This window comes from Streptomyces radiopugnans (assembly GCF_900110735.1).
Taxonomy (GTDB): domain Bacteria; phylum Actinomycetota; class Actinomycetes; order Streptomycetales; family Streptomycetaceae; genus Streptomyces; species Streptomyces radiopugnans.
Genome location: NZ_FOET01000021.1, coordinates 32,857 through 52,644, shown reverse-complemented (window position 1 = coordinate 52,644; position 19,788 = coordinate 32,857). Strand labels below are relative to the sequence as shown.

General features: G+C 73.7%; 18 protein-coding genes. 12 read left to right on the top strand and 6 right to left on the bottom strand.

The window, feature by feature from the left end; translation table 11 throughout:
- Positions 1-9: 9 nt before the first annotated feature.
- Genes BMY40_RS25735 through BMY40_RS25725 form a run of 3 tightly spaced genes read left to right on the top strand, consistent with a single transcriptional unit; the run spans position 10 to position 3,442 of the window.
- Positions 10-648 carry a DUF2461 domain-containing protein gene (locus BMY40_RS25735; RefSeq protein ID WP_218158322.1) on the top strand — a complete coding sequence of 213 codons (639 nt, stop codon included), beginning with the start codon at positions 10-12 and terminating at the stop codon, positions 646-648.
- Complete coding sequence (locus BMY40_RS25730; RefSeq protein ID WP_093663181.1) at positions 648-2,264, top strand: (2,3-dihydroxybenzoyl)adenylate synthase; 1,617 nt, start codon at positions 648-650, stop codon at positions 2,262-2,264. The genes BMY40_RS25735 and BMY40_RS25730 overlap by 1 nt, the downstream gene beginning before the upstream one ends.
- Positions 2,261-3,442, top strand: coding sequence for an FAD-dependent oxidoreductase (locus tag BMY40_RS25725; protein WP_093663180.1), 1,182 nt, complete (start codon positions 2,261-2,263; stop codon positions 3,440-3,442). Before BMY40_RS25730 ends, BMY40_RS25725 begins: the two co-directional genes overlap by 4 nt.
- Positions 3,443-3,478: 36 nt before the next feature.
- Here BMY40_RS25725 and BMY40_RS25720 read toward each other — a convergent pair whose 3' ends face one another.
- On the bottom strand, positions 3,479-4,141 hold the full coding sequence (locus BMY40_RS25720) for a ThuA domain-containing protein (RefSeq protein WP_093663179.1): 663 nt from the start codon (positions 4,139-4,141) through the stop codon (positions 3,479-3,481).
- A 49-nt stretch (positions 4,142-4,190) separates the two neighbouring features.
- On the opposite strand from BMY40_RS25720, the gene BMY40_RS25715 reads away from it, so the two are divergent.
- Genes BMY40_RS25715 through BMY40_RS25705 form a run of 3 tightly spaced genes read left to right on the top strand, consistent with a single transcriptional unit; the run spans position 4,191 to position 5,508 of the window.
- Positions 4,191-4,583, top strand: coding sequence for a VOC family protein (locus tag BMY40_RS25715; RefSeq protein WP_093663178.1), 393 nt, complete (start codon positions 4,191-4,193; stop codon positions 4,581-4,583).
- Positions 4,580-5,023, top strand: a complete 444-nt coding sequence (locus BMY40_RS25710; RefSeq protein ID WP_245770329.1) for an NUDIX hydrolase — start codon at positions 4,580-4,582, stop codon at positions 5,021-5,023. Before BMY40_RS25715 ends, BMY40_RS25710 begins: the two co-directional genes overlap by 4 nt.
- Positions 5,020-5,508 (top strand): GNAT family N-acetyltransferase, encoded by a 489-nt coding sequence (locus BMY40_RS25705; RefSeq protein ID WP_218158321.1) that lies wholly within the window; start codon positions 5,020-5,022, stop codon positions 5,506-5,508. The genes BMY40_RS25710 and BMY40_RS25705 overlap by 4 nt, the downstream gene beginning before the upstream one ends.
- Before the next feature lie 7 nt (positions 5,509-5,515).
- Here the strand turns inward: BMY40_RS25705 and BMY40_RS25700 are convergent, their stop codons facing one another.
- A complete protein-coding gene (locus BMY40_RS25700) occupies positions 5,516-7,426 on the bottom strand; it encodes an ABC transporter ATP-binding protein (RefSeq protein ID WP_093663177.1) in 1,911 nt (636 codons plus the stop codon).
- Positions 7,427-7,652: 226 nt separating this feature from the next.
- Positions 7,653-8,414 carry a L,D-transpeptidase family protein gene (locus tag BMY40_RS25695; protein WP_093663200.1) on the bottom strand — a complete coding sequence of 254 codons (762 nt, stop codon included), beginning with the start codon at positions 8,412-8,414 and terminating at the stop codon, positions 7,653-7,655.
- A 115-nt stretch (positions 8,415-8,529) separates the two neighbouring features.
- Between BMY40_RS25695 and BMY40_RS25690 the strand changes: the two genes are divergently transcribed.
- Entirely contained in the window at positions 8,530-10,389 is a 1,860-nt protein-coding gene (locus BMY40_RS25690; protein ID WP_093663176.1) for an ABC transporter transmembrane domain-containing protein, read from the top strand.
- Positions 10,386-12,167, top strand: coding sequence for an ABC transporter ATP-binding protein (locus tag BMY40_RS25685; protein ID WP_093663175.1), 1,782 nt, complete (start codon positions 10,386-10,388; stop codon positions 12,165-12,167). The genes BMY40_RS25690 and BMY40_RS25685 overlap by 4 nt, the downstream gene beginning before the upstream one ends.
- 92 nt (positions 12,168-12,259) lie before the next feature.
- On the opposite strand, the gene BMY40_RS25680 is transcribed toward BMY40_RS25685, so the two are convergent.
- Positions 12,260-13,054: a metal-dependent hydrolase gene (locus BMY40_RS25680; RefSeq protein WP_093663174.1), complete on the bottom strand. Its 795-nt coding sequence runs from the start codon at positions 13,052-13,054 to the stop codon at positions 12,260-12,262.
- A 121-nt stretch (positions 13,055-13,175) separates the two neighbouring features.
- Between BMY40_RS25680 and BMY40_RS25675 the strand changes: the two genes are divergently transcribed.
- The gene (locus tag BMY40_RS25675; RefSeq protein ID WP_093663199.1) at positions 13,176-15,689 is read left to right on the top strand and encodes a DEAD/DEAH box helicase; all 2,514 of its coding nucleotides are present in this window, start codon (positions 13,176-13,178) and stop codon (positions 15,687-15,689) included.
- A 34-nt stretch (positions 15,690-15,723) separates the two neighbouring features.
- Positions 15,724-16,617: an acyl-CoA thioesterase gene (locus BMY40_RS25670; protein ID WP_093663173.1), complete on the top strand. Its 894-nt coding sequence runs from the start codon at positions 15,724-15,726 to the stop codon at positions 16,615-16,617.
- Here BMY40_RS25670 and BMY40_RS25665 read toward each other — a convergent pair.
- Together BMY40_RS25665 and BMY40_RS25660 are read right to left on the bottom strand one after the other, a co-directional pair.
- Entirely contained in the window at positions 16,548-17,447 is a 900-nt protein-coding gene (locus tag BMY40_RS25665; RefSeq protein WP_245770328.1) for a DUF6397 family protein, read from the bottom strand. The genes BMY40_RS25670 and BMY40_RS25665 overlap by 70 nt on opposite strands.
- A gap of 159 nt (positions 17,448-17,606) precedes the next feature.
- Entirely contained in the window at positions 17,607-17,999 is a 393-nt protein-coding gene (locus BMY40_RS25660) for a roadblock/LC7 domain-containing protein (protein WP_093663172.1), read from the bottom strand.
- Between the two features lie 172 nt (positions 18,000-18,171).
- Here BMY40_RS25660 and BMY40_RS25655 point away from each other — a divergent pair, with 172 nt between their 5' ends.
- The gene (locus BMY40_RS25655) at positions 18,172-18,771 is read left to right on the top strand and encodes a class I SAM-dependent methyltransferase (protein WP_093663171.1); all 600 of its coding nucleotides are present in this window, start codon (positions 18,172-18,174) and stop codon (positions 18,769-18,771) included.
- Between the two features lie 145 nt (positions 18,772-18,916).
- A complete protein-coding gene (locus tag BMY40_RS25650) occupies positions 18,917-19,756 on the top strand; it encodes a hypothetical protein (RefSeq protein WP_245770327.1) in 840 nt (279 codons plus the stop codon).
- The last annotated feature ends 32 nt before the right edge of the window (positions 19,757-19,788 follow it).

Sequence of the window (19,788 nt, the reverse complement as noted above, 5' to 3'; positions counted from 1 at the left end):
GGAGACGATGTGAAGTTCCAGGGTTTCCCCGACCGCGCGTTCGAGTTCTACGCCGGTCTGGAGAAGGACAACTCGAAGGAGTACTGGCACAGCCTCAAGGACGTCTACGACACGTGTGTGCGCACGCCCGTGGAGGCCCTGGCCGAGGCGCTCGAGGAGCGGTACGGCCCCGTGAAGGTGTGGCGGCCCCAGCGCGACGTCCGCTTCTCGAACGACAAGTCACCGTACAAGACCTACCAGGGGATCACCGCCGGCTCGGCGGACAGCGTCGGGTACTACGCGCAGTTGTCCGCGGAGGGGCTGCGGCTGGGCGCCGGGTTCCACGGCGGCACCGAGCAGCTCGGCCGCTACCGGGACGCGGTGGACGACGAGCGGCACGGCCCGGAGCTGGAGCGGATCGTGCGGAAGCTGGAGCGGAACGGCTGGAGCCTGGTGGGCGAACGGCTCAGGACGAGGCCCCGCGGTTTCCCCGCCGACCACCCCCGGCTGGAGCTGCTGCGGTACCGCTCGCTCGGCGCGGAGCGGCTGCATCCGCCGACCGAACTGCACGGCCCGGAGGCGCTGGACCTGGTGAGGAAGGGCTGGTCCGGACTCAAACCGCTGACCGACTGGCTGGAGGCCCGGGTGTCCGGGGAAGGGAGGCCGTGATGCTGAAGGGATGTGTGCCCTGGCCCGATGAGTTCGCGCACCGGTACCGGGAGGCGGGCCACTGGCGCGGTGAGTTGCTGGGGGACCTGGTGCGCCCGTGGGCACGGCGCGATCCGGCGCGCATCGCGCTGGTCGGCGGCGGGGCACGGTGGTCCTACGCCGAACTGGACCGGCGCGCGGACCGGCTGGCCGCCGGGCTGGCCGCCCGGGGGATGGCCCCGCGGGAGCGGGTGGTGGTGCAGCTTCCCAACGTGCCGGAGCTCGTGGTGCTGTGCCTGGCTCTCTTCCGGCTCGGCGCACTGCCGGTGTTCGCGCTGCCCGCGCACCGCGAGAGCGAACTGCGCCATCTGCTGGAGGCGTCCGCCGCCTCCTGGCTGGTGGTTCCGGACCGCTATCTCGGCGAGGACCACCGGGCCCTGGCGCGGCGGGTCGGAGGGGTCGGACGCGAACGGGTGCTGGTGGCCGGGGACGCCGAGGAGTTCACGGCCCTGGGGGACGCCGACGCGGATCCGGTTCCCCTGCCTCCCCCGGACCCCGGCGACGTGGCGCTGTTCCTGCTGTCGGGAGGGACCACCGGGCTGCCCAAACTCATTCCGCGCACGCACCAGGACTACGTCTACAACCTGCGCATCACCGCGGAGAACGCCCGGCTCGGCCCCGGCGACGCGTACCTGGCGGTGCTGCCCGTGGCGCACAACTACGCCCTGGGCTGCCCCGGCGCGCTGGGCACCCTGCACGTGGGCGGCAAGGTGGTCCTCGCTCCCACACCGAGCATCGACGACACCTTCCCGCTCATCGAGCGCGAACGGGTCACCGTCACCGGCCTCGTGCCCCCGCTGGCCCTGCTGTGGAAGGACGCCGCCGCGGCCCTGCCCGCCGACCTGTCCAGCCTGCGCCTGGTCCAGGTCGGCGGCGCGAAGTTCGGCGCCGAGGCGGCACGGACGTTCGGGCCGGCGCTGGGGTGCTCGCTGCAGCAGTCCTTCGGCATGGCCGAGGGGCTGCTGTGCCAGTCCGCCCCGGACGATCCGCCGGAGGTCGTGGCGACGACACAGGGCAGACCGCTCTCCCCCGCCGACGAGATACGCGTCGTGGACTCCCGGGGGGCGGACGTCGCGCCCGGTGAGCCGGGCGAGCTGCTGACCCGCGGCCCCTACACCATCCGCGGCTACTACCGGGCCGAGGAGCACAACGCGGTCGCCTTCACCCCGGACGGCTACTTCCGGACCGGCGACCTCGTCCGGCTCCTGCCCGGGGGGCACCTGGTGGTCGAGGGACGGATCAAGGACCAGATCAACCGGGGCGGCGACAAGATAGCCGCGGAAGAACTGGAGAACCACCTGCTCGGCCACCCGCGGATCCACGACTGCGCGGTGGTGGCGACGCCGGACGCGCTGCTCGGGGAGCGGGTGTGCGTCTTCGTCGTGCCGCGCGGGGAGCACGCCCCCGACCGTGCGGAGGTGACGCGGTTCCTGCGGGAGCGGGGTGTGGCCGCCTTCAAGTTGCCGGACCGGGTGGAGCGGATCGGCTCCCTGCCCCGTACCGCCGTCGGCAAGGTGGACAAGAACAGGCTGCGGTCGACGGCGCGGCGGACGTCCGAAGCGGGAGGTGCCTCGTGATCGTGGTGGGTGCGGGTCCGGTCGGGCTGACGGCGGCGCTCGCGCTGCGGGCCCGCGGCCGGGAGGTGACGCTGCTGGAGGCCGAGCCCGAGGGCAGGCGGCGGCCGGGCAGCAGGGCGCTGTTCGTGCACGGCGGGACACTGCGCCTGCTGGAGCGCGTCGCGCCGGGCCTGGGAGCCCGCATCGCCGCGTACGGCGTGGTGTGGCCGGAGCGCAGGACTCTCTACCGCGGCCGGGAGGTCTACGCCCGTACCTATCCGCCGGGTCCGGCGGGCGGGGGACTCCCGCCGTTCACCAGCCTGCGCCAGGTGGACACCGAGCGGTTCCTGCTGGAGGCCTGCGCGGCGGCCGGGGTGCGCATCGTGTGGGACGCGCCCGTCCGCGATGTCCGTTCCGCGTCCGACGGTGTGACCGTCTCGGCGGGGGACGGGAGGTCCTGGCGGGCCCCGTACGTGATCGCGGCCGACGGGGCGCGGTCGGCGGTGCGCAGGTCCCTGGGCATCGCCATGGAGGGGCCGAGGCCGCCGGGATTCCACGTCGTGGTGGATCTCGCGGACGGCGGCCGGGCCCCGTTGCCGTCGGCCAGGATCTTCCACTACGAGCACCCCGGGGCGGCGGGGCGCAGCGTGATGCTGGTGCCGTTCGCCGGCGGCCTCCAGGTGGACCTGCAGTGCCGTGAGTCCGACGACCCCGGCTTCTTCGCCACACCCGAGGGGGCGCGGGAGTGGCTGCCGCACGTGCTGCCCGCGCCGTGCTCCGAGCATCTGCTGTGGGTGGCGCGCTACCGGTTCCGCCTGGTGGTGGCCGACGCCTTCACCGACGTGCGGCGTCGGGTGCTCCTGGCCGGAGAGGCCGCCCATCTGTTCCCGCCCTTCGGCGCCCGCGGCATGAACAGCGGCATGGCCGACGCCGTGGCGGCGGCCGACGCCGTGGCCGACGCGGAGACCTCACGGGATCGGGACCCGGTACACCGGTTCGCCGAGGAGCGGCGGACCGCCGCGCTCCACAACCGGGCCGCCGCGGGCGAGGCACTGCGGCACCTGCGTCCGGGAGGGGCACGGCGGCTGCGCCAGCGGGTGTCCGCCGCGCTGGCGCCCCGGGTGCCCTCCCTCGGGCGGTGGCTGGAGATGGCTCCCTACGGGCCGAGGTCCGGGCCGACGGCGGGGAGCAGGTACTGAACCCCTCCGGCCCGCTCCGGCGCGGCGGCCCCGGGATCACGGCACGAGCCGGGCCGCCCATGCCAGGCCGCCGAGCAGATGGCGCCGGAAGGCGGGGTCGGCGTAGGCCTCGGGGCTGTGGCCCAGGGCGGTGTAGAAGGAGCGGCCCCCGGTGTTCTCGTGACACCACGCCAGCGGATGGTCCTCCCCCATCCCGCCGCCCTCGTAGGTGGACTCGTCGGCGGAGAGCAGCACCCGGACCCGGCCACGCGGACTGGCCCGGAAGTCGTACCACTCGTCGGTGAACGGCCAGGCGGCGTCCAGGTGCGCGGTCGCGGGGTGGTCGCGGTCCTCCACGACCGCCACCCCCGGCTGGAGTTCGGGGTGCCGCTCGAAGCGGGCGCCGAGCAGGTCGCCGTACCAGGGCCAGTCGTACTCGGTGGTGGCCGCGGCGTGCACGCCGACGAAGGCGCCGCCCGCGGCGGCGTACTCCCGCAGCGCCTCGCGGCTTTCGGGGGTCAGCACCTCGCCGCTGGTGGAGAGGAAGACCACGGCGCGGCAGCCGTCCAGGGCGGTGGCGAGGACACCGGGGTCCTCGGTGGCCTCGACGGTCAGGCCCAGGCCGCCGCCGAGATCGCGGAAGGCCTCGATCCCTTGCGGGATGGAGTCGTGCCGGTAGCCGGTGGTCCGGGTGAAGACGAGGATCCGTTCAGCGCTCATGACTCCATGGTCCCCCGGCCCGGCACCGCCGCGGGCTACGCTCGTCGGTATGCCAGCACGCATCAAGGACCTGGTCGTGGACGCCGCCGACCACCAGGCGCTCGCCGACTGGTGGTGCGCCGCGCTGGGGTACGAACGCCGCAGGCCGCTGGGCCATCCTCCCCCGCCGCCGGAGTGGGCGGTGGCCATCCACCATCCGCAGGACGCCGGTCCGGTGATCTGGTTCAACCCGGTACCCGGCCCCAAGGCCGGCCGGAACCGGGTGCGCTTCGACGTGTGGGGCGACACCGGCGAACTCCTCGCCCTGGGCGCCACCATGGTGCGGCGGCAGACCGAGGACAGCGGATGGGACGTCCTGGCCGATCCGGAGGGCAACGAGTTCGGCGTGTTCTCCCCGCGCGCCTCGGGACTGCACCTCTCGGGCGGGGGGACCACGCTGTGACGGGCGCGGCCGACTCCATACCCGGTGCGCCCGGCCCCGCGCGCAGGCTCATCGACACGGTGGCGTGGGTGCATCTGCGCGACGGCACGGTCCTGGGCGCCCGTACCCGCGGCAAGGACCTCTTCTACATCCCGGGCGGCAAGCGCCACGCCGGGGAAAGCGACGAGCAGACCCTGCTGCGGGAGGTCGAGGAGGAGCTGACCGTGGCGATCGTGCCGGGCACGGCCGTCCATATGGGCACGTACGAGGCTCCGGTGGACGCGGACACCCCGGAGGTGGTGGTGCGGATGGCCTGCTACACCGGCGACTACCGCGGCACGCTCGCCGCCGCCGGCGAGATCGAGGAGATCCGCCGGCTGACCTACGCCGACCGCGACCTGGTGCCGCCGGTGGACCAATTGGTCTTCGACGAGCTGCACGCCGAGGGGAGGCTGCCGTGACCGCCCCGGCCGTGGAACTGCGCGAGACCGCACCCGGCGACCTGCCCTCCCTCTTCCGCATCCAGCTCGACCCGGAGGCCAACCGGATGGCGGCCTTCACCGTCGCCGACCCCTCGGACCGCGCCGCCTTCGACGCCCGCTGGGAACGGTTCCTCGGCGACCCCGGAATCGTGAGCCGGACGGTGCTCCTCGGCGGCGAGGTCGTCGGCAGCGCCACGGTCTACCCCTCCCACGACGATCCGGGCGCGCGCGAGGTCACGTACTGGATCGCCCGCGAGCACTGGGGCCGGGGCGTCGCGGGGCGCGCACTGGCCGCTCTCCTGGCCGAACACCCGCACCGGCCGCTGTACGCCCGCGCGGCCAAGGACAACCACGGCTCGCTGCGGGTCCTGGAGAAGTGCGGCTTCGTGCGCTGCGGCGAGGACGCCGGATACGCGGCGGCGCGCGGGGAGACGGTGGAGGAGTACTTGCTGGTGCTGTGCTGACGGCGGCTCAGGCGGGGGCGGTCTCGACGGCTCCCGGTCCCGAGCCGGCCGGCCCCACCGGCCCCGCCTGCTCGGGACCGGCCTGCTGGGGACCGGCCGACTCGGGACCTGCCGACTCGGGGAGGACCGCGTCGCGCCGCAGCAGGGCCGCGTAGCGCCCGTCGCGCGCGACGAGCTCGTCGTGGGTGCCGCGCTCGGCGATCCGGCCGCCTTCCAGGACGACGATCTGGTCGGCGCCGCGGATGGTCGACAGGCGGTGGGCGATGGTCAGCGTGGTGCGGCCCGTGGCCAGTGCGTCGACGGCCCGCTGGACCGCCTGCTCGGTGCGGGTGTCCAGGGCGCTGGTGGCCTCGTCGAGGATGAGGACGGGCGGGTCGCGCAGGATGGTGCGGGCGAGCGCCAGGCGCTGCTTCTCCCCTCCTGAGAAGCGGTACCCGCGCTCGCCGACGAGGGTGTCGTAGCCCTCGGGCAGCGAGGCGATGTGGTCGTGGATCTGGGCGGCGCGGGCCGCTGCCTCGATCTCGGCGTCGGTGGCGCCGGGGCGGGCGAAGCGGAGGTTGTCCGCGACGGAGGCGTGGAAGAGGTACGTCTCCTGGGACACCACGCCGACCGTCCGGGCCAGGGTGTCGAAGTCCAGTTCCCGTACGTCGATCCCGTCGATGGTGACCCGGCCGCCGGTGACGTCGTACAGCCTGGGCACCAGGTAGCTCAGCGTGCTCTTGCCGGAGCCGGTGGCGCCGACGACGGCGAGGCTGCTGCCCGCCGGGACGGTCAGGTCGATGCCGCTGAGCGTGGGGGTGGCCGAGCCCGGGTCGTAGGAGAAGCCGACGTTCTCGAAGCGGACCTCGCCGCGCGCCCGCTCCAGCCTCACGGGCCGGGCGGGCTCGGTGATGTCCACCGGCAGGTCCAGGTACTCGAAGATGCGCTGGAAGAGGGCGAGCGAGGTCTGCACCTGCACGCCTGTGCTCAGCAGTGAGACGGTCGGGCGCAGCAGGCCCTGCTGGAGGGTGACGAAGGCGACCAGGGTGCCGATGGAGAAGGCCGGACCGCCGAGGTGGAGGAGCAGACCGGCCGCCCAGTACAGCAGCGCCGGGATGGCCGCCATGATGATGCCGATCACCGACATGCGCCAGCGTCCGGCCATGTTGGAGCGGATCTCCAGATCCGCCAGCCGCTCCGACTCCTCGGCGAAGGAGCGGGTGAGGGAGTCGGCGCGGCCCATGGTGCGGCCCAGCAGGATGCCGCTGACCGACAGCGACTCGGTCACCATCGCCGACATCGCCGCCATCTGCTTCTGCCGCCGGGTGGCGATCTTCTTGCGTTCCCGCCCCACCCGGCGGCTTATCCAGACGAACAGCGGCATCAGCAGCAGGGAGACCAGCGTCAGCCGCCAGTCCAGCACCAGCATGGCCACGATCGTCGCCACCACGCTGGTGAGGTTGGAGACCAGGGAGGTCGCGGTGGAGGTGACCGTGGCCTGCATCCCGCCGATGTCGTTGGCGATGCGGGACTGGACCTCGCCGGTGCGGGTGCGGGTGAAGAACGCCAGGGGCATCCGCTGGAGCTTGGCGTAGACCCCGGTGCGCAGGTCGTGCATGACGTGCTGGCCGACGGTGGTGCTGATCAGCGTCTGGAGGACGTTGAAGACGCTGGTCAGCACCGCCGTGGCGATCATGCCGAGGGCGAGCAGGGAGAGCAGGCCGGTGCGCTGCTCGGGGATGGCCACGTCGAGGATCTCGCGCAGCAGGAACGGCGAGGCGACCGACACCAGCGAGGAGGCTCCGACCAGCAGTCCCACCACGGCCAGCCGCCTGCGGTAGGGGCGGAAGAGGCGCAGGATGCGGCGGATCTGGGCGGGCGGCTGCGGCTCGCCCTTCCGCCTCTGCGGTGGAGTCCAGTCGGGTTCGTCGCGGTGCAATGCGCTCCTTCGGGGGTCGGCGGCCGGTGCCCGGCACTCGGCGGGGGGCGGACGGCGGGGTGGGCGGGGCCGGCCCTCGGGCGGGCCGGCCCCGGCTCACCAGCCTACGATCGCCCGCCCGCCGGTCGCCCTCCCAACGCGGCGTGCCCGGGCGCCGCCGCGCCCGGGCGGGTGGCCGACAGGACGCCGGCCGGCGAGCGGCAGGCAGCGGGCGGCAGGATGCCGGTCAGGAGGCGAGGCTCTGCCTGTCGCCCATCACGATGACCGGGTGCTGTGCCGGATCCAGGGTGCGCAGAAGGTACTCCATCGCGGCCCTGGAGAGGCTGACACAGCCGGAGGTCCCGCTGCCGTGGTCCATGTGCAGCCAGATGCCGCCGCCCTTCTCCCGGCCCAGAGGACGGGTGGGGTCGTTGGGCGGGGTGCCCCTGACGCGGTTGTAGTCGATGGCGATGACGTAGTCGAAGTCGTGCCGGTACCTCTCGGGCCAGTGGCGCGGCGCGGCGAAGGCGGCGGAGCGGGTGTACGGCAGCTTCGCCCCGGGGTCGGGGAGGACGCCGCCGGCGTCGGAGAGGGTGAAGACGCCGACCGGGCTGCGCTTGTCGTCCTCGCGGTGGTCCGGCGTCCAGCCCCGCTTGCCGTTGTGGGCGGGCCAGCGGCGCTCGCGCGTCCAGGTCTCGCCGCGCCGGGTGTAGAGGGCGACCGTGGCGTCCTCGGAGTCCTTGCCCGCGCCGTGGACGGCGACGACCTGCCGGGCCGATTCGGGGATCTCGGCGTGGAGGCGCTCACCGACGCCGGGGATGCGGCGGGCACCGGCTCCGGACGGGGAGGGCGGCTGCGACGCCTCCTGCCGGGGCCGGGAGGAGGGGTCGGCCCCGGCCGCGCCCCCGCCTCCGCAGCCCGCGAGCAGCAGGAGCGCCGTCGCGGCGGCGCAGACCGCCGACGCCCTGCGCCGGGCACCGAGTCCGAACCGTGTACCGGGCCTGCTCATGCCGTACATCGTCCCATCCTCCGGGTGGAAAACCCTTTGCCCTCCCGCCGGATATGACGGAAGGCTTGCACGGTCGTTTCCGCTTCTCCGCCATCGAGACCGTTTCCGGGGCGTCATGCGCATTCGCGATCTTCCGTATCCCGATCCCGGCGAACCCGACGTACGGTCCGGGTTCCGCCTCATGCTCTGGCTGTGGCGCTCACAGCTGGGCGGCCAGCTGAAGGCGCTGGCCTGGGGGACGCTCCACATGGCGGCGGTCGCCTCCTTCCCCCTGGCCGTGGGCATGGCCGTACAGGCCGCCACGGAGCGTTCCGGGGACCGGCTGGTCCTCGCGGGCGCCCTGACGGTGGCGCTGGGCCTGGCCGTCACCGTCGGCGACACCATGCTGCACCGCGCCGCCGTCACCAACTGGATCACCGCCGCGGCCCGGGTGCAGCAGTTGCTGGCCCGGCGGACCGCCGAGCTGGGGGCCGCCCTGACCCGGCGGGTGGCGGCCGGTGAGGTGGTGGCCGTCTCCACGGGGGACATCGAGAAGATCGGCTGGTTCGTCGAGGCCGTCTCCCGCTTCGGCGCCGCTTCGCTGACCACGGCCGGGGTGTGTACGGCCCTGGTGGTGTACGAGCCGCTGCTGGGCGTCGTGGTGACGCTGGGCGTGCTGGTGCTGGTGTCGGCCGTACTGCCGCTGCTGCCGCCGGCGACCCGCCGGGCGGACGCGCAGCGCGCGAAGGCGGGGCGGGCCACCGAGCTGGCCGCCGACACCGTGGCCGGGCTGCGGGTGCTGCGCGGCATCGGGGGCGAGGAGCTGTTCCTCGACCGGTACCGCAGGGCCTCGCAGGAGGTGCGGCGGGCGGCGGTGCGGACCGCGCGGATGTGGTCGCTGATCGACGCCGTGCAGGTGGTGCTTCCGGGGCTGCTGCTGATCGCGGTGGTCTGGCTGGGCACGCGGCTGGCCCTGGACGGCAGGGTCGCCGTGGGCGAGCTGGTGACGGTGTACGGCGCGGTGACCTTCCTGCTCTTCCCGTTGCGGCTCTTCCAGGAGATCGCCATGGCCTACTCCTTCTCCCGGCCCTCGGCCGAGCGGGCCGCCCGGGTCCTGGGTCTGCGCCGCCTGACGCGGGCGGGCGCCGCGCGGGCGGGTGGTGATGCGCGACTGCCGCACGGCGACCTGTACGACCCGGTGAGCGGGCTGCTCGCACCGGCCGGGGATCTGACGGCGGTGGTGTGCGGCGACCCCGACGCGGCCGGGCGGCTCGCCGAACGGCTGGGCGGGCACGGCACCGGATCCGGAACGGACGGGCCGTCGGTGCTGCTGGGCGGGGTCGCCCTGGACGACGTGCCGCTGGAAGCGGCCCGTACCGCCGTGCTGGTCCAGGACAAGGACCCGGTGCTGCTGTCGGGCACCTTGGGGGAACTGCTCGACGTACCGTCGTCGGGCGCGGTCGCACCCGGGCGGGCGCTGGAGGCGGCCCAGTGCGGCGATGTGCTCGCCGCACTGGTACGCGCCGGGGGCGCCCCGGACGGCGACCCGATGCGGGCCCGGATCACCGAGCGCGGCAGGTCGCTGTCGGGCGGCCAGCGCCAGCGGCTGGCGCTGGCCCGGTCGCTGGTCGCCGATCCACAGGTGCTGGTGCTGGACGAACCGACCAGCGCCGTCGACTCGCACACCGAGGCACGTGTCGCCGGCGCACTGCGCCGGCTGCGCGCCGGCCGCACCACTGTGGTGTTCTCCTCCAGCCCGCTGCTGCTGGACCGGGCCGACCGGGTGGTGTTCGTCTCCGGCGGCGAGGTGACCGCCGTCGGCACGCACCGGGAGCTGCTGGCGGACGAGCCGGGGTACCGCGCGGTGGTCGCCCGCGAGGCCGGCGGCGATGACGACAACGGCACCGACGGCACCGCAGGCACCGGCAGGGCCACGGCCGGTACGGCCGGGGTCCGGGAGCCGCGGCGGCACGAGCAGATGGAGGAGAACGCATGATCGGCGTCGCACCGCCCGCCCACGATCCCGCCGCGTCCGAGTCGGCCGCGACCCTGCCGGTCGGTGCGCCGGGGACCGTGCGCGCCTACGTCGGCGAGCTGGTCCGGCGCCACCGCGGGCCGTTCGCCGTACTGGTGTCGGTGAACGCCGTCGCGGTGCTGGCCTCCATGGTCGGCCCCTATCTGCTGGGGCGTGTGGTGGAGGACCTCGCGGCGGGGGCCCGTGATCCGCACCTGGAGCGCACCGTTGTCCTGTTCGCCGCCGCGCTGGCCGTCCAGACGGTCTTCGTCCGGCAGGTGCGGCTGCGCGGGGCGGTGCTGGGCGAGCGGATGCTGGCGGATCTCCGCGAGGACTTCCTGGTCCGCTCGGTGCGGTTGCCGCCGGGTGTGCTGGAACGGGCCGGTACGGGGGATCTGCTTTCCAGGATCACCACCGACATCGACCGGTTGGCGGGCGCCATGCGCGAGGCGGTGCCCCAGTTGTCGATCGGCGTCGTCTGGGCGGCGCTGCTGCTGGGCGCGCTCACGGCCACCGCGCCGCCGCTGGCGCTGTCCGTCGTGATCGCCCTGCCGGTGCTGCTGGTGGGCTGCCGCTGGTACTACCGGCGGGCGCCCGGCGCCTACCGTTCCGAGGCGGCCGGCTACGCGGCCGTCGCCGCCGCCCTGGCCGAGACCGTGGACGCCGGGCGGACGGTGGAGGCCCACCGGCTGGGCCCGCGCCGGGTCGCCCTCTCCGAGCACCGCATCGGCCGGTGGACTGCCTGGGAGCGGTACACGCTGTGGCTGCGCACCGTCCTCTTCCCCGTCGTCAACGGCACCCATGTGCTGATCCTCGGCTCGGTGCTGATGCTGGGCGGGTTCTTCGTGCTGCGGGGCTGGATCTCGGTCGGCGAGCTGACGACGGGCGCGCTGCTGGCGCAGATGCTGGTGGAGCCGATCGGCCTGATCCTGCGCTGGTACGACGAGCTCCAGACCGCCCAGGTGTCCCTGGCCCGGCTGGTCGGGGTACGGGAGATCGAGCCGGAGTCCGGCGACGGCGCGCTGCTCCCGGACGGCCGCGAGGTGCGGGCCGAGGAGGTGCGGTTCGGTTACGGCGAGGGCGGCGACGTGCTGCACGGGGTGTCGCTGGTCGTCACGCCCGGCACGCGGGTCGCGCTGGTGGGGCCGTCGGGGGCGGGCAAGTCCACGCTGGGCCGGCTGCTGGCGGGGATCTACTCGCCGCGGGCGGGCGAGGTCACGCTCGGCGGTGCCGAGCTGGCCCGGATGCCCGCGGAACGGGTACGCGAGCACGTGGCGCTGGTCAACCAGGAGCACCACGTCTTCGTCGGTTCGCTGCGCGACAACCTGCTGCTGGCGAACGCGGACGCCGGTGACGCCGAGTTGTGGGCCGCCCTCGCCGCGGTGGACGCCGACGGCTGGGCCCGGGAGCTGGCCGACGGCCTGGACAGCGAGGTCGGCTCGGGCGGGGAGGCGATCACCCCGGCCCAGGCCCAGCAGATCGCGCTGGCCCGGCTGGTGCTGGCCGACCCGCACACCCTGGTCCTGGACGAGGCGACGTCCCTGCTGGACCCGCGCGCGGCCCGGCATCTGGAGCGCTCGCTGGCGCGGGTGCTGGAGGGGCGCACCGTGGTGGCGATCGCGCACCGGCTGCACACCGCGCACGACGCGGATGTGATCGCGGTCGTGGAGAACGGCCGGATCAGCGAGCTGGGAAGCCACGGTGAGCTGGTCGCCACCGACGGCGCCTACGCCGCGCTGTGGCGGTCCTGGCACGGCTGATCCGGTCCCGGTTCGGCTCCGTCCCGGAGTGCTCCGGGACGGAGCCGAACCGGACGGGGCGTCCGGCCGGGGGCGGCTCGGCCGAGGAGGGCTCAGCCGAGGAAACCCACGGCCCACAGTCCGCTCAGCCCGCCGACCAGCATGAAGCCGGGCATCAGGACCTGCGCCTCGACCCAGCTGCCCGCCTTGAACCGCATGGGCTTGGGCGTGCCCAGCGGATACCAGCGCCTGCTTCCCACGGGGATCGGCCACAGGACCGGGCAGCCGGAGACGGTGATGGCGTCGCCGAGGTCGTGGACCAGGGCGCCCAGCACGATCGGCAGCCCCAGCCACAGGTACTCCTGGCCGGGTGCGGTGAACAGCCAGTCCGCCCCGTTTCCGGGCTTGTTCAGGATGTCCGCCAGGATCCAGGCGCTGGTGGCCCCCAGCATCCACACCAGGACGTCGCTGGAGACCCGCGCCGCCCGCCACAGCAGGCCCTCGACGGCCAGCACCATGTGAACGAAGAGGATGCCCAGCACCGCCCAGCGTCCGCCGAGCATCGCGAAGGCCGCGAAACCGGCGCCCATCGCCACCGCCCACAGCCAGGTGTGGGTGAGGGTGCGGTGGCCTCCGGCGCGGCGCGGGTCGCCGGACATGCGGGTGGCCTTGTAGACCGCGCACGAGAGTTTCTCGATCACCATGCACAGCCATCTGGAGAGCGGACCGAAGGCGCGGGAGATGGTCGCCGACTTGTGGTCCAGGTCGGGTGCGAGGGCCGCGCCCGCGCAGATCAGGGCGCCGACCACCAGGACCGGCCACGGCATCGGCCGGTCCAGGGCGTCCGCCACCGCTCCCACCCCCAGCCACGCCGCCGCTCCCGACAGTGAATGCGCCGGTCCCATCATGTGCGTCCCCACCCCATCGCGCTCGCTCCGCCGTTGTGCCGGTGGCACAGCGTAGTGCCGATGATCTTCGTGCGGTCGGCCGGTTCCCACCGGGGACGCCGCGGCAGGCAGTATGGAGGGCGTGACCCTTATCGATCAGATGCCGAGCACCGCAGATCCCGACACTCTCTACGAAGCCTTCTCCGGCTGGGCCGAGGGGCGGGGCATCACGCTCTACCCCGCCCAGGAGGAGGCGCTGATCGAAGTGGTCTCCGGAGCGAACGTCATCCTGTCCACGCCGACCGGGTCCGGCAAGAGCCTGGTCGCGGCCGGGGCCCACTTCGCCGCGCTCGCCCAGGACAAGGTCACCTTCTACACCGCCCCCATCAAGGCCCTGGTGTCGGAGAAGTTCTTCGACCTGTGCAAGATCTTCGGCACCGAGAACGTCGGCATGCTCACCGGTGACGCCTCGGTCAACGCCGACGCACCCGTCATCTGCTGCACCGCCGAGGTGCTCGCCTCCATCGCGCTGCGCGACGGCGCGGACGCCGACATCGGCCAGGTCGTGATGGACGAGTTCCACTTCTACGCCGAACCGGACCGCGGCTGGGCCTGGCAGATCCCGCTGCTGGAGCTGCCCCAGGCGCAGTTCGTCCTGATGTCGGCGACGCTCGGCGACGTGAGCCGGTTCGAGAAGGACCTGACGCGGCGCACCGGGCGTCCGACCGCCGTGGTGCGCTCCGCCACCCGGCCGGTGCCGCTGAGCTACGAGTACCGCACGACCGGTCTGACCGAGACGCTGACCGAACTGCTCGAAACCCACCAGGCGCCGGTGTACATCGTGCACTTCACCCAGGCCCAGGCAGTGGAGCGCGCCCAGGCGCTGATGAGCATCAACATGTGCTCGCGCGCCGAGAAGGACGAGATCGCCAAGCTGATCGGCAACTTCCGTTTCACCACCACGTTCGGGCGGAACCTCTCGCGCTACGTCCGGCACGGCATCGGGGTGCACCACGCCGGAATGCTGCCGAAGTACCGGCGGCTGGTGGAGAGGCTGGCCCAGGCGGGCCTGCTGAAGGTGATCTGCGGCACCGACACCCTCGGGGTGGGCGTCAACGTGCCCATCCGCACGGTGCTGTTCACCGCGCTGACCAAGTACGACGGCAACCGGGTGCGGGTGCTGCGGGCACGGGAGTTCCACCAGATCGCGGGCCGCGCCGGCCGGGCCGGCTTCGACACGGCGGGCCTGGTCGTGGCCCAGGCCCCCGAGCACGTCATCGAGAACGAGAAGGCCCTCGCCAAGGCGGGCGACGACCCGAAGAAGCGCCGCAAGGTGGTGAGGAAGAAGGCCCCGGAGGGCTTCGTCAACTGGAGCGAGCAGACCTTCGAGAAGCTGATCGCCTCCGAGCCGGAGCCCCTCACCTCCCGCTTCAAGGTGACCCACGCGATGCTGCTGTCCGTCATCGCCCGGCCCGGTGACGCCTTCGCCGCGATGCGCAAGCTGCTGGAGGACAACCACGAGGACCGGCGCAGCCAGCTGCGCCACATCCGGCGGGCGATCGCCATCTACCGCTCCCTGCTGGACGGCGGGGTCGTGGAGCAGCTGGACGTACCGGATGCCGAGGGGCGCCGCATCCGGCTGACCGTGGACCTCCAGCAGGACTTCGCGCTCAACCAGCCGCTGTCGACCTTCGCGCTCGCCGCGTTCGAGCTGCTGGACCCCGAGTCCCCCTCGTACGCGCTGGACATGGTCTCCGTGGTGGAGTCCACGCTGGACGACCCGCGGCAGATCCTGGCCGCCCAGCAGAACAAGGCCAGGGGCGAGGCCGTGGCGCAGATGAAGGCGGACGGCGTCGAGTACGAGGAGCGCATGGAGCGGCTGGCCGACATCGGCTACCCCAAGCCGCTGGAGGAACTGCTCTTCCACGCCTACGGCGTCTACCGCAAGAGCCATCCGTGGGTCGGCGACCACCCCCTCTCCCCCAAGTCCGTGATCCGCGACATGTACGAACGGGCCATGACCTTCGGGGAGTTCGTCTCCCACTACGAACTGGCCCGTACCGAGGGCATCGTGCTGCGCTACCTGGCCAGCGCCTACAAGGCGCTGGAGCACACCGTGCCGGACGACCGGAAGTCCGAGGACTTCCAGGACATCGTCGAGTGGCTGGGCGAGATGGTGCGCCAGGTCGACTCCAGTCTGCTGGACGAGTGGGAGCAGCTGGCCAACCCCGAGGACGAGACGGCCGAGGAGGCCCAGGACCGCGCCGACCAGGTCAAGCCCGTCACGGCCAACGCCCGTGCCTTCCGCGTGCTGGTGCGCAACGCGATGTTCCGGCGGGTGGAGCTGGCCGCCCTGGACAAGGTCGAGGAGCTGGGCGAACTGGACTCCGAGGCCGGCTGGGACGCCGACGCCTGGGCCGAGGCCATGGACGCGTACTGGGAGGAGTACGACGAGCTGGGCACCGGTCCCGACGCCCGCGGCCCGAAGCTGCTGCGGATCGAGGAGCGTCCCGAGGACGGTCTGTGGCGGGTGCGGCAGACGTTCGCCGACCCCGAGGGCGACCACGACTGGGGGATCACCGCCGAGGTCGACCTCACGGCCTCCGACGAGGAGGGCCGCGCCGTGATCAAGGTCATCGACGTGGGGCAGCTGTGACGGCGGCTGGGGAACGCGCGAGGAGGCGGTGCCGATGACCGGAGCGAGCAGTCCGGCCGATTCCGGCGGACCGGCCGAGCGTCTGGTGGACCTGCTCGATCTGGAGCGGATCGAGGAGAACATCTTCCGCGGGCACAGCCCGGACGAGCCGCTGCAGCGCGTCTTCGGCGGCCAGGTCGCCGGGCAGGCACTGGTCGCGGCCGGACGCACCACCGACGGGGAGCGTCCGGTGCACTCGCTGCACGCGTACTTCCTGCGCCCCGGGGTGCCCGGGGTGCCGATCGTGTACCAGGTCGAGCGGGTGCGGGACGGGAGGTCGTTCACCACCCGCCGTGTGGTGGCCGTGCAGCGGGGCCGGACGATCTTCAATCTGACCGCATCCTTCCATCGTGGTGAGCCGGGTTTCGAGCACCAGGTGCCGATGCCCGGGGTGCCCGACCCGGAGTCGCTGCCGAAGCTGGTCGACGAGATCCGCGAGCACCTGGGTTCGATGCCCGAACCCCTGGAGCGCATGGCGCGCCGCCAGCCGTTCGACATCCGGTACGTGGACCGGCTGCGCTGGAGTGCGCGGGATCTCGAGGGTGTGGAGCCGCGCAGTGCGGTGTGGATGCGCGCGGTGGGACCGCTGGGCGACGACCCGCTCGTCCACACCTGCGCCGTCACCTACGCCAGCGACATGACGCTGCTCGACGCGGTACGTCTGCCCGTCGAGCCCCTGTGGGGGCCGCGCGGTTTCGACATGGCCTCCCTGGACCACGCGATGTGGTTCCACCGGCCGTTCCGCGCCGACGAGTGGTTCCTCTACCAGCAGGAGTCACCCGTCGCGACCGGCGCCCGCGGGCTCGCGCGAGGACAGATCTACGACCGGCGGGGGCGGCTGCTGGTGTCCGTGATGCAGGAGGGGCTCTTCCGGAGGAAGCGGGACTGAGCCCCCTCCACCCCCTCCGCCCCCTCCACCGTCTCCCCCGCCCCCTGCGCCGGCCGGTGCTCCCGCTCCGGCCGGCGCAGGGGGCGGGCCGACCGCGCCGTGCTCAGGGCCAGCGTCAGGCCCAGACGGTGCCAGAGGACCTCCTCCTCGCCGTCGGCGGTGAGCAGACCCCGCACGATCCTCCTGGCCGCGAGGGACTCCGGCCGGGCGGTGGTCAGCCTCGGCCGCAGTTCCTCCAGCCGGGCCCGTTCGGCCGGATCCGGCACGGCCTCCTCCAGCACTTTCGGGGTGAGCACCGCGGCGTGGGCGGCGGCGGCCGCCCACGGATCGTCCGTCCGGCGGACCGCCTGGGCGATCCGCCGGTTGCGCCAGTGGCGCGGACGCCGGTCCTCTCCCTCGGCCAGGATGCGCCGCAGCTCGCTGGCGAGGTAGAGCCAGACCACCGCCCGGTACCGGTTGAGGGAGAAGCGCACCGGGCCGAAACAGCCGGCCCGGGCCAGCCGCGCGAAACGCAGCGGAGTGACGCCCAGCAGTGCGGCGCCCTCCCGCGCACCGACCAGACGCAGCCGCTCACGCAAAGTGGCCGGAAATCCCTCCTCCGTGCGCAACCGGGCCAGTTCGGCCACCGGTACCCACCGGCCGTGGTCCTCCCGACGCGGCGCCACCGTCGCCAGCGCGCCCAGCTCCACCGCCAGTTCCAGCTCCCTCGGCCTGATCCCCAACATCCGGTGCGCCTCGCCCAGCGGCACGGCCTCCGCCGCGTCCGTCTCCCGAGCACCGACCGTCTCCGCCCGTACCAGTCCGACCGGCATGGTGATCCCCCTGCGCATCTCGACGACTACCGTGTGCGACGAAGGTAGCCCGCCGTCGAACTGCTCCGGGGAGCCTGTGGAAAACCTGGAGAAAGCCCTGGTGGGGCTGTGTCCGGTAACGGCCTGCGACGGCCCGGGGACGGCCCGGCGGGGCGGCCCGTCCCCGGGCCGCCCCGTTCAGCGCCCGTTGCGCATGGCCACGCCCAGATGCTCGCCGACCCGGTTCACCAGCAGGGTCGTCTCGTAGGCGATCTGGCCCATGTCGGCCTCCGCCTCGGCGAGCACGCACAGACAGCTGCCGTCCCCGGCGGCCGTCACGAACAGCACTCCCTCGTCGAACTCGATCATCGTCTGCCGCGCCCGGCCCACGTGGAAGTGCTCCCCCGTGCCCCTGGCCAGGCTGTGCAGCCCGGACGCGACGGCGGCCAGGTGTTCCGCCTCGCTCCTCTCCAGGCTCTGGGCGGCTCCGGTGACCAGCCCGTCGTTCGAGAGCACCAGCGCATGCCGCACCGAAGGCATCCGCTGTGTCAGATCGTCCAGCAGCCAGTCCAGCTCACTGCTCAGCGCCATCCCCGATTCCCCCTTCTCATGGTCACGCGGTGCCAGCCTTACCCACGACGGGCCCCGGGGCAACCACCGATCTCGGCCGCCCGTGGCCCCGCCGGAACCGGAAGGAAACCGGAAGCAGGGGTACCGGGATCGGCCACCGGGAAAGGCACCGACAGTGGACGATGACGACCGTATGACGGAGTACGACGGGACGCGCGTGCTGGAATTCTCCACCGAGGGAGCCGCCGACCGGGACGCCCGCTTCCCCGACGACGGCCCGGCCTATGACGCCGCCGTGGCCGAGCTGGGGCTGTTCACCGGCGACACGGTACTGGACGCCGGCTGCGGCACCGGCCGCGCGCTGCCCGCGCTGCGCGCGGCGGTCGGCAGACAGGGCACCGTGCTGGGCGTCGACCTCTCTCCGGCGCTGCTGGAGGTCGCCGTCCTGGCGGGACGGCACCGCGGCGCACTGCTGACCGTCGCCGACGCCGCCCGGCTGCCGCTGCGCGACGGAGTGCTGGACGCGGTGTTCACCGCCGGCCTGGTGCCGCGCCTGTCCGACCCGGTCGCCGGCCTGCGGGAGCTGGCCCGGGTGGTCCGGCCCGGCGGCCGCCTCACGCTGTTCCATCCGGCCGGGCGCGCCGCTTTGGCGGCCCGGCACGGGCGCCCGCCGGGGTACGACGACCCGCGGGCCGAGCCGAACCTCCGCCCGCTGCTGGCGGCCTCGGGCTGGCGCCTGGCCTCCTGCACCGACGAGGACCACCGCTACCTCGCGCTGGCCGTACGCGCCTGAGCGCCGCGTGCGTACAACGGGTCCCGACGCGCACGGGCACCGCCGCGCGCACCGCCCCCGGCGGGCGCACGGGCCGCGAAAGGCGCCCCGGTGTGTCCCCGGTCTCTCGACGCCGCGCCCCTCCCGTGGCTAGGGTGCGCGGACGATGTCCGGAGAGTCCGGGGAGGAGGCCGACGTGGCAGAGGCACAGGACGCGCCCGGCGGGAGCGACGACGCGCTGTACGTGCTGACCGCGGCACTGCTCACCCCCGCGCAGTTCCCGAGCGTCCTCGGCGACGACTACCCCGAGGCGTGCGCCGCCCTGGGGCTGGAGCCGTACGCGGAGGGCCACGGCCTCGTCCTCGGCCAGGACGGGCAGGGCGCGCGCTGGACGGTCGTCACCGAGGACGTGTCCCTCGTGGCGTGCGCGATCGCCGCCTGGGACTGCGGCATGGAGTACGACCTGTCCCCGGACGAGCGGACGATCGCCGCCGTGCTGCCCGGCTGGCCGCTGGCCCTGGCGGTGGCCGCGCCCGGCGTCCCCGCCCCCCACGACCCCGAGCCCGACCCGGAGCTGGACGGCGGCCTGGCCCCGCTGTCCCCGCCGGACACCTCGTGCTGGGGCCCTGCGCAGCGGCGGCTGGGCGCGGACGAGATCGCGCTGCAGTGGGCGAACTGGCGCGCCCGGGTCGACGCGGACGTGACGTTCGTCGAGCCTGGCGAGAACCCCGACAGCAGGGTGCGGCGCGTGCTGGAGGAGGCCCGCGGCTACGTGCACTCCCCGCCGCCGCCCGGCAGGATCCGCTCCGCCTTCGCCACCGAGGAGGCCAGGACCCTGCGCGCGGACGGGCCCGGCTGGAGCCTGGTGGCCCGGACCGACGACATCGCGTTCGTCCTGCTGGACGACGAACCCGGCGAGGTGCTCCCGGTGGGCCGCGGCTCGGAGCTGCCGGGGCTGCTCAAGGCCCTGGACGAGCTGGCGGTGCGGCCGGACGCGGTGGCCTGAGGCCGCCCGGGCCGGCCGTGCGGGCCGTCGGC